The organism is Streptomyces sp. NPDC048441 (assembly GCF_043200235.1).
Lineage (GTDB): Bacteria > Actinomycetota > Actinomycetes > Streptomycetales > Streptomycetaceae > Streptomyces.
In genome coordinates this window covers 374,334-387,944 of the sequence record NZ_JBICXM010000001.1, presented here as the reverse complement: position 1 = coordinate 387,944, position 13,611 = coordinate 374,334, and the positions used below count along the sequence as shown (strand labels likewise).

Below are 13,611 nucleotides of genomic sequence, written 5' to 3'. Positions count from 1 at the left end.
AATCCTCCGAATCCTAGAATCCTGCCGAGTGCACAGCAGAAGCCAGGGCCCTGACGGGTGGCCGTCAGGGCCCTGGCTTCTGTGTCGGCAGCTTCGGTCGGCCACTTCGGCGCTCAGCGCTCTCTACTGCTGGTCCGCGACTGCTCGTCCGCGACTGCTGGTCCGCGGCGACCAGTTCGTAGCCGGCTTCCTCGACCGCGGTGCGTACGTCAGCGACGTGAAGATCCCCGTCGCTTGTCACTGCGACCGTTCCGTTGTCGACGTCCACCGCCACAGCGGTAACGCCGGGGACGCGTTCGATTTCCTCCGTGATGAAGCCCGCGCAGTGCCCGCAGGCCATTCCGTTCACCGTGTAGGTGCTCCTGGTCATGCCGGCACCACCACCTGTCCGGTCTCGGGCCCGGTCGGCGCAGGGGCGTCGTCGGTGGGGAGGGTGCGGGTAAGCATGTGTGCCTGGCGCAACCGCCCGTCCTCCGCGAACTGCCCGAAGTAGTACACCTCGATGACGAGGGCCTTCTTACGGTTCTGGACATGGAGGGTGTAGCGGGCGGCGATCCGGTCTTCGTCCGCTTGAGCTTCGTGCACCTCTACGCGGGCGCTGGGCTTGTTCTTACGCACCGGGCGCGTGTGCGCGATGAGTTTGTCCCGGTCCATCCGGTGCCCGTCGGCGATCTGGACGACGTCCGGCGTGTGATAGCGGTCGAAGATCAGCGCCGGGTCCTCGTCGTCGCGCACGAGTTCATTGTGGAACGACGTGAAGAAGTCGGCGATGAACTGCTGAGGGTCAGTACCGAAGGGACTCATGGCGCTCCAGTCATGCTGCGGGCCTCACAGGCGATCTGGCGATCTCGCGATCTCGCGATCTCGCGATCTCTTACAAGCCGTAAGATTTGCAGAGTCCGGAATTTTTGACAAGATGTAAGAGATGACCTCGCCTCAGACTCCACCCCGTCGCGCCGACGCCCGCCGCAGCAGGGCCTCCATCCTGGATGCCGCGGTCCAGCTGCTGAACGCCGAGCCCGACGCCAGCATGGAAGGCATCGCCAAGGCCGCGGGCGTGACGCGCCAGACCGTCTACGCCCACTTCCCCTCGCGGGAGCAGCTGCTCACGGCAGTACTGGACCGGGTGACAGAGGAAGCCGTCGCCGCGATGGACGCCGTCGACCCTGACAGCGGGCCCGCCGCGGACGCGCTGCTGCGCCTGCTCGACGCCACCGCGCGCACAGCCGGGCGCTACCCCGTCCTGCTCCGGACGATCGACTCGCCGCCCGTGAGCCCACTGGACGATCACGAACGCCACGCGCCGGTCGCCGAGCGGCTCAAGCGAGTGATCCAACGCGGCCAGGAGACAGGCGAGTTCGACAGTCACCTTTCGCCGGACTGGCTGGTCACGGTCACCATCAAGCTCGGCCACGCCGCGGCGGGCGAGGTCGATACCGGCCGGATGCCCGACGCCGAGGCAACGGAAGCACTCCGCATCAGCCTGCTCCGTGTACTGGGTGCGACCGCGCCTCCAGCAACCCCTACGTCGCCCTAGAGAGCCCGGGGCCTTGAACGGCCCGCCCAACTATCCGAGCGCGAGCATCGCCTCGGTGACCTCGCCGACCGCCGCATCGGGGATCGCGGTGGCGGCCTCCTTGAGGACCAGCAGCCTCGCCCCGGGGACCTCGTGTGCGATCGCCACGCCATTGCCGACGGGGAAGAACCGGTTGCGGCTGCCGTGAACGACGAGCGTGGGGATCTCGATCTCGGGCAGGCGCTCGCGCCAGCGGGGTGTGCAGTCGAGCTTGGAGAACACCATGCCCAGCTGGTTGGCCAACTGGACCGGGGGTGCGGTGCCGGGGGTGCGGTCCCAGATGCGCGCGGCGGTCGCGTGCGCGGCGGCGGGGTCGTCGCCGAGGATCTCCGCGCCGGTGGCGGCGAACTCCGCGACCGCCTCGCGGTCGGTCCAGTCGGGCATCGGACGCGCGAACAGCCGGCCCATCGTCGCCTGCTCATGGTCGGGGAGGTCGTCGTCGGGCGGGCCCGGGGCAACCGCGCGGGTGCCGACCAGGGTGAGCGCCGAGAACGCGCCCGGCTGGTCGAGCACAGCCACCTGGGCGACCATCCCGCCGACGCCGATCCCCGCGAGGTGCGCGGGTCCCCCGCCGAGCGCGTCAGCGAGGGCTGCCGCGTCGGCGGCGAGGTCGCGCAGGGTGTAGCCGGGCGCCTCCGGGTCTGCCGTCGTCGACTCCCCGCTGTCGCGCAGGTCGTAGCGCACCACACGGCGCCCACCGGCGGCGAGGCGCTCGCAGAGGGCGTCGGGCCAGGAGAGCATCGTCGTCCCGCCCACGAGCAGGACGAGTGGCGCGTCGTCGTCACCGAACGACTCGATACCCAGGGCGATCTCATTGGCTTTGACAGTGGTCATCGGGTCACCGGCAGACGTCGTAGGTCAGGTGTGTCGCGGTCGATGTCGAGATCACGCTCCGCTGCACCAGCGTGCGCGGCGCACCGCCGGTGAACAGTGGTGTCCCTGCGCCCAGCACGATGGGTGCGAGGTGCAGCGTCAGCGCGTCGGCAAGACCGGCGTCGAGCGCCGAGCCGACCGTGGCGCCGCCGCCCATGAGGATGACATCCAGGTCCTTGCCGCTGTCCGACGACGCCGCCTCGGCCCGCTCGCGCGCGGCGGTGACGGCGTCGGGCAGACCGGTGGTGACGAACGTCCAGTCGAGGTCGGTCGTCCGCACCGACTCCGGCTCCGCGCTCGTCACGACGACGAACGCGGGCTTGCCGACCTCGCCTGCGCCGTAGCCGGTCTTGTCGTCCCAGCCGTTCGGACCGTCGACCACGTCGAAGAGGTGACGGCCCAGGATCACGGCGCCCGAGCGGGCGGTCGCCTCGCGCAGGACCCGGCGGTCGTCGGGGTCGTCGGAGAACGCCCACGTGTGCAGGGCCTCGCCGCCGGTGCCCAGACCGTTCTCCGGGCCGGGGTCGGGACCGGTGACGAAGCCGTCGAGAGAGACCGAGATGTCAGCGATGATTCGAGTCACATCAGGGCAGACCCGATCCGTCACCCAAACTCATCGCTCAGCGAGCATCTCTCAGCGATCAACGAGCATCTCTCAGCGATCAGCGATCAGCGATCACATATGAACGGCCATGACCAGGACCGCGCCCTACGGCAAGTCCGCCCCCCTTGTAGGGACCGCGTCCCGGAGCGCCGTCAGGACCCTGCCCACCGCCGCTCCCCCCGCCGCCCCCCGGCGAACCGCCGCCACCACATGCCGCCGGGGACTGTCGGCGGTCAGCGCCCGCATCACCACCCCGTCACGCCGCACCGCCGCCATCCGTGGGACCAGGGCGACCCCCATCCCCGCCTCCACCATCGCCAGGATCGCCGTCCAGCCGGAGGCGGAATGTGCCTGCTCGGGGTCGAACCCCGCCCCCTCGCACGCCGCCCGCGTGATGTCCGACCAAGGGCCACTGCCCCCGAAGATCCACGGCTCGGCCGCCAGGTCGGCGAGCCGGAGTCCTTCCTCCGCGGCCAGCGGATGCCCGCCCGGCAGTGCCACGTCCAGCGGGTCCGCGAGGAGCGACTCCCGGGTGAAGCGCGTGTCCGCATCCGGGGACGCGGGCGCCGTCACCGCGAGAGAGAGGGCCACGTCCACCTCCCCGGCCGCAAGGAGCTCGTACGCCTCCGCCGCCTCCGTCTCCCTGACCCGTACGAAGATCCCCGGAGCCGCCGCCCGCAGCGCCCGCACCGCGGGGACGACCAGCGCGGGCACCGCGGTCGAGAAGGCGCCGACCCGCACCTCCCCCGCCTCACCCTGCGTGTACGCGGCCAACTCCGCGTCCGCGAGCTCCAGTTGAGCGAAGACCGCTTCCGTGTGACGGAGGACGAGGTGCGCCGCGTCCGTCAGCCGGACCCGGCGGCCGTGCGCCTCCAGGAGCGGAACCCCCAGCTGCTTCGCCAGATTGGACAGCTGCTGCGACACCGCCGACGGCGTCATCCGCAGCGCCTGCGCAGTCGCCGTGACCGTGCCCCGCTCGCTCAACGTACGCAGGATCTGGAGCTTCTTGATGTCCCACTCGCTCATGGAGCCAACGTACCCACTGGTCAGGAGCGGTGATCCCACCGGACGCACCCCCCTACTTCGTGCGCGCCGCGCCCAGCACGACCCCACCCAGGATCAGGCCCATGCACATGACCCGCAGCCACCCCATCGCCTCGCCGAGCACCGCGAAGGAGAGCAGGGCCACGCACACCGGCTGGAGGTAGTAGACGACCCCGGCGCGGGCCGCGCCGATGATCGAGATCGCCTTGTTCCAGGCGAAGAAGGCGATCGCGGACGATACGACACCGACGTAGAGGAGCGGGGAGACCGTTCCGACGGTGGGCTCGAAGCCGCCCTGGATCACGAAGCTGGCCAGGAACACCGGCAGCAGCATCAGCGCGCCCAGCGTGAACGTCGCGAAGAGGAACGGCAGTCCGCCGATCTCTGTGGGCTTGCGCTTGAGCAGCGCGCTGTACGAGCCGAAGGCGACGGCCCCCGCGATCACCCACAGGTCGCCCACCGCGAAGTCCATGGCGAGCGATCCCCCGGAGACGAGGACCAGGACACCTGCGCAGGCGATCAACATGCCCGTCACGCGGCGCGCGCCGAGCTTCGCGCCGCCGAGGCGTTCGTACACCGCCATCAGGACCGGTGACGCGGCCATGATCATGCCCATGTTGCCCGCGGTGGTGGTCACCCCCGCCTGGTTGACCAGGGTGTTGTAGATGGTGACGCCGAGGAGCGAGGCCAGGAGGAGGAAGCCGATGTGCTTGCGGAGCAAGGCCCGCTGCCGCCACGTCTGGCGTGCCGCGAACGGTGCCACCGCCACGATCGCGATGATCCACCGCCAGAACGCGTGCTGGATGGGCGGCACGCTGTCGGCCAGAGCGCGCGAGGTGACGAAGCTGCCCGACCAGACGACTGTGGCGAGTGCGGCGAGGGCGAGGCCGAGGCCTATGGGGCGTGCGGTCCGCTGCGCGGTGGTGAGCGGGGTCGTCCGGTCCAGGACAGTCACTGATATCCCTTGTCTCTCTCCCAGTTGACCTGGGAAAACACGAACCCCGCCGGAGTGGGCACCACTCCGGCGGGGATCTCTTGGCCGTACGCTCGGCCGATCTCTTGGTTGGTTGCGGGACTACCGTCGCACCCCCACACCCATCAGGTCCATCGAATCTTTTCGAGCCTTCTTTGAAGTTCTACTGAACAATTTCTGCCAGCGCCACCCGCACCGCCCCCGCGTCCGCCTCTTCCGCCGCCCACGCCACGTACCCGTCGGGGCGGACGAGGAGCGTCGTACGCCGGTCGCTCGTCCAGTGCGTCACGACGGCGCGCCCTTCGTCGTACTCCACTCCCTCCGGAGCGATCAGTACGAACTTGCCCTCGCGCAGAGCCTCGTAGAGCCGCCCCTCCTTGAGCGCGACGTCGGGGGCGCGGCGTCCGGTGAGGCGGTGAGCGCCCTGCGGGGCGGGGTAGCTGTAGCCGATGCCGGTGATCTGGCCGATCGCCTTGTTGCGGACCGGGGCCACCGCGCCGATGAAGGACGCCAGGACGGCGCGGGCCGCCCGCGACCACGGGCGCTTGACCATCGCGAGCCGTACGATCCCGCCGCTGCTGCGCAGGACCGCCTTGCCGATGGGGTGCCGCTCGGACTGGTAGGTGTCCAACAGGCCTTCCGGCGCGCGGCCGTTCACCGCCGCCGCCAGCTTCCAGCTCAGGTTCACGGCGTCCTGGAGGCCGGTGTTCATGCCCTGCGCGCCCGCCGGGGTGTGGACGTGGGCGGCGTCGCCTGCGAGGAAGACCCGGCCGACCCGGTACGCGGGGGCCTGGCGCTCGTCGCTGTGGAAGCGGGACATCCAGCGGGCGTCGTACATGCCGTAGTCGCGGCCGAGCGCGAGCCGGGTGATCTCCTTGACCTCTTCGAGATCGAGGGGCTCGCTGTCCGCCACGTTGCGGGCGCGGTTCCAGCCGATGACGCGGTAGTAGCCGTCCGCGAAGGGCGCGATGAAGGCGAAGGCGTCACCGGCGGCGTTCACCGTGAGGACAGACGCGGGCTTCTCGGCGAGCTTCACATCGGCGAGGACGAGTGAGCGGATGACGGACTTACCGGGGAAGGGCAGGCCGATGGCCTTGCGGACCGGGCTGTGCAGTCCGTCGGCGCCGACGGCGTAGGCGGCCCGGAGTGTGCTCAACTCGCCATCCGGACCCGTGACTTCGAGGGTCACTCCGTCCGCGTCCTGGGTGAGTCCGGTGAGCTCGCTCTCGTAGCGGAAGTCGACACCGGCCGCGATCGCCCGCCGCTCCAGGACCCGCTCCACCTCGTACTGCGGCAGGACCAGGAGGTGGTTGTAGCGCGAGGGCAGTTTGTCGAGGGCCACGTCGAGGTGGGCGAAGAGGCGGAGGCGGTCGAGAAGCTTGCCCTTGGCCTCCAGCTCGTCGGCGAGGCCACGCGCGTCGAGCTGCTCCAGGGTGCGGGCGTGCAGCACCAGGGCGCGGGAGAGGTTGCTGATCTCGTGCGGCCGCTTCTCCAGGAGGGTTACGGGGACTCCCGCGGCGGCCAGGTCCCCGGCAAGCAGCAGTCCGGTGGGGCCGGAGCCGACGACGATCACGGCGGGGGCCGCGGTGCCGTTCGCGTCCTGGTTTCCGTTCGTGCCCTGAGTTCCGTTCATGGCGGCCTCCTATGCCCCTATGCGCCTATGCCAACAACCGTTGGTCAACGCTTGTTGGCCAACGTAGAGCTGCCTCCATGGACTGTCAACACATGTTGGCCTACGATTGTTGGCATGACCGAAAGCGCACCTGCTTCATCGGCGGAGGCACCACCCCGCCGCTCCGACGCCACCCGTGGCGCGATCCTCGCCGCCGCCCGCGAGCGATTCGCCGCCGACGGCTACGAACGGGCCACCATCCGTGCCATCGCCAAGGACGCGCGGATCGACCCGTCGATGGTGATGCGCTACTACGGCAACAAAGAAGGCCTGTTCGCCGCCGCCAGCGCCATCGATCTGCGCCTGCCGGATCTCACGGCGGTGCCGCGGCAGGACGTCGGGCGCGCCCTGGTGGCCCACTTCCTCGACGTCTGGGAGAAGGACGACGTGCTGACGGCGATGCTGCGCGTCGGCGTCACCAACACGACGGGCGCCGAGCGTATGCAGGGAATCTTCAGGGACCAGCTGCTGCCGGTCGCGCGCCACGTCTGCCCCGATCCGGCCGACGCGCCGACGCGGGCCGGGCTCTGCGCCTCACAGATCCTCGGCATGGCGCTGACCCGCTATGTCCTGCGGTTTCCGCCGGCGGTCGCGCTGTCCCGCGAGGATCTCGTGGACTGGGTGGGGCCGACGGTGCAGCGGTATCTGACCGCCGAGCGGCCGTGACACGCGTAAGGGCCGTGGACCGCGTAAGGGCAGTGAAACGCGTAAGGGCAGTGAAACGCGTAGGGGCTCTTCACCGGCGTACACACGACTGCGTACGTCCGTGAAGAGCCCCTACGGAGAACTCTGGAAACGAAGCGGCGTCAGCCCTGCTTCTCCTGCTTGCGGGACTTGTCACCGACCATGACGAGACCCGCGATCACCAGGAAAAGCACGATGGGCGCCACGACATAGAGGCCGAGTGTCTCGACGACACTCAGGCCCGGACCGGGGTCGTCACCGTCGTCGGGCGTGAGCGCGAGCGCGGGGGACGACATGAGCAGCATCATCAGCGTCGTACCGGAAGCCAGGGCACCGGCGCGCAGGGCGTTCTTCTTGTCCACGGTGCCAACGTAGCGAACGGCTAAACGGGCCGCGCGCCCGGGGGTGCCGTACGGGGCTGTCCGTGTGTGCGGTCCACGTCCATGAACGCCTCCACGAACACCTCCATGAACGCGTGCACGCGCGGTGACGCGGCGAGTTCCTCCAGGGTTACGGGGTGGCCGTCCGCGTCGGCGATCGGCAGCCGCCAGTTCGGGTACTGGTCCCAGGTGCCCGGGAGGTTCTGCGGGCGGCGGTCGCCGATCGTGTCCGGCAGCCAGATGCCGACCATGCGGGCCGGGGTGGCGAGCAGGAAGCGGTGTACCGCGCGGATCTCCTCCTCCTCGTGCCCACCGCCGCCGGGCAGCATCCCGAGCCGGGAGAGCAGCGCGAGCCACTCCGTGACATCGGTGGCGGTCTCGGCCTGCTCGACGGCCGCCGGACGGGTCAACAGGCCGAGTCGCTCCCGGAGTTGGACGTGCTCGCCGGTGATGCGGGCCGCGGTGGACGGCAGGTCGTGGGTGGTGGCGGTGGCCAGACAGTCCGCGCGCCACTCCTCGGGCGGCAACGGCCGCCCTGTCCCGTCCCAGTCCCGCTCGAACCAGAGCACGGAGGTGCCGAGCACGCCGTGCCGTTGCAGGGTCTCGCGGACGCCGGGCTCTACGGTGCCGAGGTCCTCGCCGATGACGAGGGCGCCCGCGCGGTGCGCCTCCAGAGCGAGGACGGCGAGCATCGCATCGGCGTCGTAGTGGACGTACGTCCCTTCGGTGGGCGCGCGGCCCTCCGGGACCCACCAGAGCCGGAAGATGCCCATCACGTGGTCGATGCGGATCGCGCCCGCGCGGCGGAGCAGTCCGCGCAGGAGGGCGCGGTACGGGGCGTACCCGGACTCGGCGAGGCGGTCGGGGCGCCAGGGCGGAAGCCCCCAGTCCTGGCCGCGCGCGTTGAACGCGTCCGGCGGGGCGCCCACCGACATGCCCGCGGCGAAGTGCCGCTGCTGCGCCCAGGCGTCGGCGCCCGCGGGGTGCACGCCGACCGCGAGGTCGTGCACCAGGCCGATGCCCATGCCCGCGTCGCGCGCGGTGCGCTGGGCGGTGGCGAGCTGGGCGTCGGTGAGCCAGGCGAGACGGCAGTGGAAGTCGACGCGGTCCATCAACTCGCGGCGGGCGCGGGCGGTTCGGGGCGACGACGGGTCACGGAGCGGCTCGGGCCAGGTGTGCCAGTCGGAGCCGTACCGCTCGGCGAGCGCGTACCAAGTGGCGTGGTCCTCAAGGGCTTCGCCGTGCTCGGCGAGGAAGTCGTTGTAGGCGGCGCCCCGTCCGGGGCCGAGCGGGACCTCGTGGATCAGCTCCAGGGCTTCGAGCTTGAGCGCCCAGACCGCGTCCCGGTCGATCAACTCGCCCTTGCGGAGGACGGATTCACGCAGCGCCGCGGCCCGGCGGGTGAGGACTGCGGTCCGGTCGCGGGCCTCGGTCCGGAGGTGTGCGTACTCGGGAATGTCCTCGATGCGCAGATGGACCGGGTCGGGGAAGCGGCGCGACGACGGCCGGTACGGAGAGGGGTCAGAGGCCCCGTCCGCAGGGCGCGGAACCGCCGCGTGCAAGGGATTGACCTGCACAAAGTCCGCGTGCAGGGCCCTGCCGGACCAGTCCGCGAGCTCAGCGAGGTCACCGAGGTCTCCCATGCCCCAGGAGTGGCGGGAGAGGAGTGAGTACAGCTGGACGAGCAGTCCGTACGACTTCGGGGGCGGGGGCGGCAGTCGGTGCGGGGCGACGATGAGGTGGGCGGTGGCCGTACGACCGTCGGGGGCGGTGACCCGGAGCGGGTGCACGCCCAATGGGACGGGGCATGGGACGGCGTACGGGACGGGGTCGGGGCAGGAACCCCCGGCGCTCGCCGCCGCGCCCGGCGTCTCCCACTCGAGCCGCTCCCCCTGCTCCGTCTCCACGCACACCCTCGTGCCCGGCGGCAGCCCTGCCCAAGGATCGGCGGCATCGGGGCCGTCCTGCCACACCACCAGCGTCGGCGGCAGCAGGCGCGCGCTCAACTCCGTCTCGCGGGTCGCGCAGGCAGCCCGCAGCGCCTCGGGGGTGCTCGCGTCCACGTCGAGGGCGGCCAGGGCCGCGATCACCGCGGCGTCGGTGGCCGGAACCGTGCGGTCCGGGGACGGGGAATGGGAGGTGGCCACGCCGTACAGAGCGGCGAGGCGGAAAAGTCCGGTGGACCCCGTGGACCCCGTGGACCCGGGTGGGGCCATCTAGACCCCCATGTAGTCCAGGCCCGAGGCCGTACCGGTGGAGGTCGGCTCGCTGGTCAGCGGGGCGGCGTCGGCGAGCGGGGGCTCGCTGGTGAGGGGGGCGGCGTCGGCCAGCGGGGGCTCACTGGTCAGCGGGGGTTCCAGGACGCCGCAGGAGCAGGAGCCGTCGAGTCCCGAGTCGGGATCGGAAACCTGTTTGGAAAGGGCCGAGAGGAGGAGGTTCGCAGAAGCGGGCACGTAGGGCTCCATTGTCAGGGGGCAGGGCGGTTCTTCGGCAGCAGCCCTACCCAGTGCGCGGGATCGCAGACATATCCGTTGTATGAACGTGCGCGTACTCACATTCGTTTCCCTGAGCGGCGGCCCGGCGCAAGATCTTCCTTTCCCGGCCCCCGCTTCTCCCCGCTTCCGGCCCCACGACAGCCCCACGACAGCCCCGCCAAAGGGAGAAACCCCCCTACACCCCCCACGCCCGTTGACACCCAAGTCACACGAGTGGTGGGCTCAGTGACACCCTGAGACGTCTGACGCACCACACGTGATCATCAGGACTAGGGACAACGAGGAGAGGGCCGTGCAGCTGCGGCGCAAGAAGGGCGCGGCCGCCATCGCCGTCGCCGTCATCGCAGGCGCACTCAGCGGCGCCCCCGGCGCCATCGCCGCCCCCGGCATCCCCCGACAGCCGGGCGCCCCCGCCACGTCCCCGGACGACGACCGGGAGAGCGACGGCGCCCTCCCCCCGGTCTGGCCCCGCCCGCAGTCGATGAGCAGGGCAGGGGCTCCGGTCACCGTCACTGACGAGGTCGTCCTGGTCACCGGCAAGGACCCCGACCCGTACGCCATGGACGCCCTGCGCACCCTCCTCCGCGACGCGGGCGCCCGCAAGATCACCGAGGCTGAGGCCGGCGCCCGGCCACCCGCGGGCAGCGGCAACGGAAAACTGGTCGTCCACGCCGAAGGCCCCACCGCCGACCAGGCCCTCCGCGCCCTCGGCGCCCGCGACCGGCGCGACCTCCCGTCCGGCGGCTACCGCCTCGCGGTGGGCCGGATCGGCGGCCAGGACACCATCGCCCTCGCGGGCGCGGGCGAGGACGGCCTCTTCCACGGCGTGCAGACCCTGCGTCAACTGCTCACGCGGAACACCGTCCCCGGCGTACAGATCCGCGACTGGCCGGGCACCGCCGTCCGCGGCATGACGGAGGGCTTCTACGGCACCCCGTGGACCCGCGAACAGCGCCTGGACCAGCTGGACTTCATGGGCCGCACGAAGCAGAACCGCTACCTCTACGCCCCCGGCGACGACCTCTACCGCCAGGCCCGCTGGCGCGAGCCGTACCCCGCCGAGCAGCGCGCCGACTTCCGTGCGCTCGCCGAGCGGGCCAAGGCCAACCACGTCACGCTCGCCTGGTCCTTCGCCCCCGGCCAGGCCATGTGCATGTCGTCCGCCAAGGACATCAAGGCCCTGAACCGCAAGATCGACGCGATGTGGGCCCTGGGCGTACGCGCCTTCCAGCTCCAGTTCCAGGACGTCAGCTACAGCGAGTGGCACTGCGACGCGGACGCCGACGCCTTCGGTTCGGGGCCCGATGCCGCCGCGAAGGCGCAGTCCCGCGTGGCCAACGCCGTCTCCGCGCACCTGGCCGAACGCCACCCCGGCGCGAAGCCGCTCTCGCTGATGCCCACGGAGTACTACCAGGACGGCTCGACCGAGTACCGCGCCGCCGTCGCGGACCATCTCCACCGAGGCATCGAGGTCGCGTGGACCGGCGTCGGCGTGGTGCCGAGGACCATCACCGGGCGTGAACTGGCGGGCGCACGCCAGGCGTTCGGCGCGCACCCGCTGGTGACGATGGACAACTACCCCGTCAACGACTTCGCCGAGGACCGCATCTTCCTCGGCCCCTACACCGGCCGCGAGCCCGCCGTGGCCACCGGCTCGGCCGCCCTGCTCGGCAACGCCATGGAGCAGCCCGCCGCCTCCCGCATCCCCCTCTTCACGGCCGCCGACTACGCCTGGAATCCCCGCGCCTACCGCCCCCACGAGTCCTGGCTCGCCGCGATCGACGATCTCTCGGGCGGCGACAAGAAGGCGCGGGGCGCCTTGCGGGCCCTCGCGGGCAATGACGCGTCCTCCGTGCTCGGCGCCGAGGAATCGGCGTATCTGCGCCCCCTCATGGACGACTTCTGGCGCGCGCGTACGACGACGGACGCGGCCCGCGTCAAGAAGTCCGCGCAGGCCTTGCGGGACGCCTTCACCGTCATGAAGGAGGCACCGCGGCGGCTCGCTGGCAGCGACAGCCACATCGACACCGAAGTGCGCCCCTGGGTGGAGCAGCTGGCGCGCTACGGAGAAGCGGGCGAGTCGGCGGTCGACATGCTGCGCGCACAGTCCACGGGCGACGGCGCCGCGGCCTGGCGTGCCTCGCGCACCCTGAGCGGCCTCCAGAAGGAGCTGAGGGCAGCACAGGCGACCGTCGGCGACGGCGTCCTCGCCCCCTTCCTGACGCGGTCGCAGAAGGCGTACGCCACCTGGGCGGGGCTCGACAGCGGGCAGGCGTCGGACCGCGCGACGGTCCGCATCCCCCGCGCCCGCCCCCTCACGGCGGTGACGGCCCTGACCGACCCAGGCACCAAGGGCAGCATCGAGGCCCACGTCCCCGGCGAGGGCTGGCGCCGCATCGGCACCCTGTCCGGCACGGGCTTCACCGAGGCCGAGCCCGAGCCTGAGAAGACCGGCAAGACCGACACCCACAAGACCGACACCCACAAGACCGGCACCCGCGTGGACGCCGTCCGCGTCGCGGTCACCGAGGGCACGGTCCGCCACCTCGTCCCCTGGTACGCCGACTCCCCCGCCGCCCGCCTCACCCTGGCCCGCAGCGAGGCCGACGTGGAGATCGGCGGCGACCCGCAGCGGGTCACGGCGCAGCTCCTTTCGCTGCGCCCCGGGGACGTACGAGGCAAGGTCACCACAAAAGCCCCCAAGGGCATCGAGGTCCACACTCCGGAGAAGTCCACGCTGCCGCGCGGCACGCGGGTGGACGTCCCGGTCGACGTCACTGTCCCGGCGGGCACGCGCGCGGGGACGTACGAGATCCCGGTGAGCTTCGAAGGGCGGACCGAGACGGTCTCGATCCGCGCCTATCCCCGGACAGCGGGCCCCGACCTGGCGCGCGGCGCGAAGGCGGCCTCGTCGGGCGACGAGACGAAGGACTTCCCCGCGTCGGGCGCGAACGACGGCGACCCGAAGACCCGCTGGTCCTCGCCGGTCGAGGACGGCGCCTGGTGGCAGACGGAGCTCGCGAAGCCGGTCAGGCTCGGCCAGGTCGTCCTGCGCTGGCAGGACGCGTACGCGGCGGGCTACCGCGTCCAGACGTCAGCCGACGGCAGGACCTGGCGCACGGCGGCCACGGTGAAGGACGGCAAGGGCGGCCGCGAGGCGGTCCGCATGGACGCGAAGGACACCCGTTACATCCGGGTCCAGGGCGACAAACGGGCCACGCGCTTCGGCTACTCCCTCTGGTCCGTGGAGGCCTACGCCGTGGCGGCGACCGCCGACGAGTGACGGCGGTCACGGCCACGTACAACAAAG

Annotated in this window: 13 protein-coding genes; 3 read left to right on the top strand and 10 right to left on the bottom strand. The window is 71.3% G+C overall.

The annotated features are described in order from the left end of the window. Positions 1 to 64 precede the first annotated feature (64 nt). A complete protein-coding gene (locus ACGFSB_RS01710; RefSeq protein WP_393392492.1) occupies positions 65 to 370 on the bottom strand; it encodes a heavy-metal-associated domain-containing protein in 306 nt (101 codons plus the stop codon). Continuing rightward, positions 367 to 804 (bottom strand): nuclear transport factor 2 family protein, encoded by a 438-nt coding sequence (locus ACGFSB_RS01705; RefSeq protein WP_393392490.1) that lies wholly within the window; start codon positions 802 to 804, stop codon positions 367 to 369. The genes ACGFSB_RS01710 and ACGFSB_RS01705 overlap by 4 nt, the downstream gene beginning before the upstream one ends. A gap of 121 nt (positions 805 to 925) precedes the next feature. Here ACGFSB_RS01705 and ACGFSB_RS01700 point away from each other — a divergent pair, with 121 nt between their 5' ends. After that, positions 926 to 1,537, top strand: coding sequence for a TetR/AcrR family transcriptional regulator (locus ACGFSB_RS01700; protein WP_393392487.1), 612 nt, complete (start codon positions 926 to 928; stop codon positions 1,535 to 1,537). 30 nt (positions 1,538 to 1,567) lie between these two features. On the opposite strand, the gene ACGFSB_RS01695 is transcribed toward ACGFSB_RS01700, so the two are convergent. The 5 genes from ACGFSB_RS01695 to ACGFSB_RS01675 form a co-directional block, all read right to left on the bottom strand. Further along, entirely contained in the window at positions 1,568 to 2,410 is an 843-nt protein-coding gene (locus ACGFSB_RS01695; protein WP_393392484.1) for an alpha/beta fold hydrolase, read from the bottom strand. 4 nt (positions 2,411 to 2,414) lie between these two features. Then, positions 2,415 to 3,032: a dihydrofolate reductase family protein gene (locus ACGFSB_RS01690; RefSeq protein WP_393392481.1), complete on the bottom strand. Its 618-nt coding sequence runs from the start codon at positions 3,030 to 3,032 to the stop codon at positions 2,415 to 2,417. A gap of 126 nt (positions 3,033 to 3,158) precedes the next feature. Further along, positions 3,159 to 4,079: a LysR family transcriptional regulator gene (locus tag ACGFSB_RS01685; protein WP_393392478.1), complete on the bottom strand. Its 921-nt coding sequence runs from the start codon at positions 4,077 to 4,079 to the stop codon at positions 3,159 to 3,161. 52 nt (positions 4,080 to 4,131) lie between these two features. After that, positions 4,132 to 5,052, bottom strand: coding sequence for a DMT family transporter (locus ACGFSB_RS01680; protein WP_393392476.1), 921 nt, complete (start codon positions 5,050 to 5,052; stop codon positions 4,132 to 4,134). Between the two features lie 181 nt (positions 5,053 to 5,233). Next, on the bottom strand, positions 5,234 to 6,703 hold the full coding sequence (locus ACGFSB_RS01675; protein ID WP_393392473.1) for an FAD-dependent monooxygenase: 1,470 nt from the start codon (positions 6,701 to 6,703) through the stop codon (positions 5,234 to 5,236). A 114-nt stretch (positions 6,704 to 6,817) separates the two neighbouring features. On the opposite strand from ACGFSB_RS01675, the gene ACGFSB_RS01670 reads away from it, so the two are divergent. Further along, positions 6,818 to 7,408, top strand: a complete 591-nt coding sequence (locus ACGFSB_RS01670; protein WP_393392470.1) for a TetR family transcriptional regulator — start codon at positions 6,818 to 6,820, stop codon at positions 7,406 to 7,408. A gap of 140 nt (positions 7,409 to 7,548) precedes the next feature. Here ACGFSB_RS01670 and ACGFSB_RS01665 read toward each other — a convergent pair whose 3' ends face one another. From ACGFSB_RS01665 to ACGFSB_RS01655, 3 genes are read right to left on the bottom strand one after another with little or no spacing between them, the layout of a single operon-like run. Next, positions 7,549 to 7,788: a hypothetical protein gene (locus tag ACGFSB_RS01665; RefSeq protein ID WP_393392467.1), complete on the bottom strand. Its 240-nt coding sequence runs from the start codon at positions 7,786 to 7,788 to the stop codon at positions 7,549 to 7,551. Positions 7,789 to 7,808: 20 nt separating this feature from the next. Then, positions 7,809 to 10,022 (bottom strand): 4-alpha-glucanotransferase, encoded by a 2,214-nt coding sequence (malQ, locus tag ACGFSB_RS01660; RefSeq protein WP_393392464.1) that lies wholly within the window; start codon positions 10,020 to 10,022, stop codon positions 7,809 to 7,811. Then, on the bottom strand, positions 10,023 to 10,259 hold the full coding sequence (locus ACGFSB_RS01655; RefSeq protein ID WP_393392462.1) for a hypothetical protein: 237 nt from the start codon (positions 10,257 to 10,259) through the stop codon (positions 10,023 to 10,025). A gap of 334 nt (positions 10,260 to 10,593) precedes the next feature. On the opposite strand from ACGFSB_RS01655, the gene ACGFSB_RS01650 reads away from it, so the two are divergent. Then, positions 10,594 to 13,584: a beta-N-acetylglucosaminidase domain-containing protein gene (locus ACGFSB_RS01650; RefSeq protein ID WP_393393768.1), complete on the top strand. Its 2,991-nt coding sequence runs from the start codon at positions 10,594 to 10,596 to the stop codon at positions 13,582 to 13,584. Positions 13,585 to 13,611: the final 27 nt, after the last annotated feature.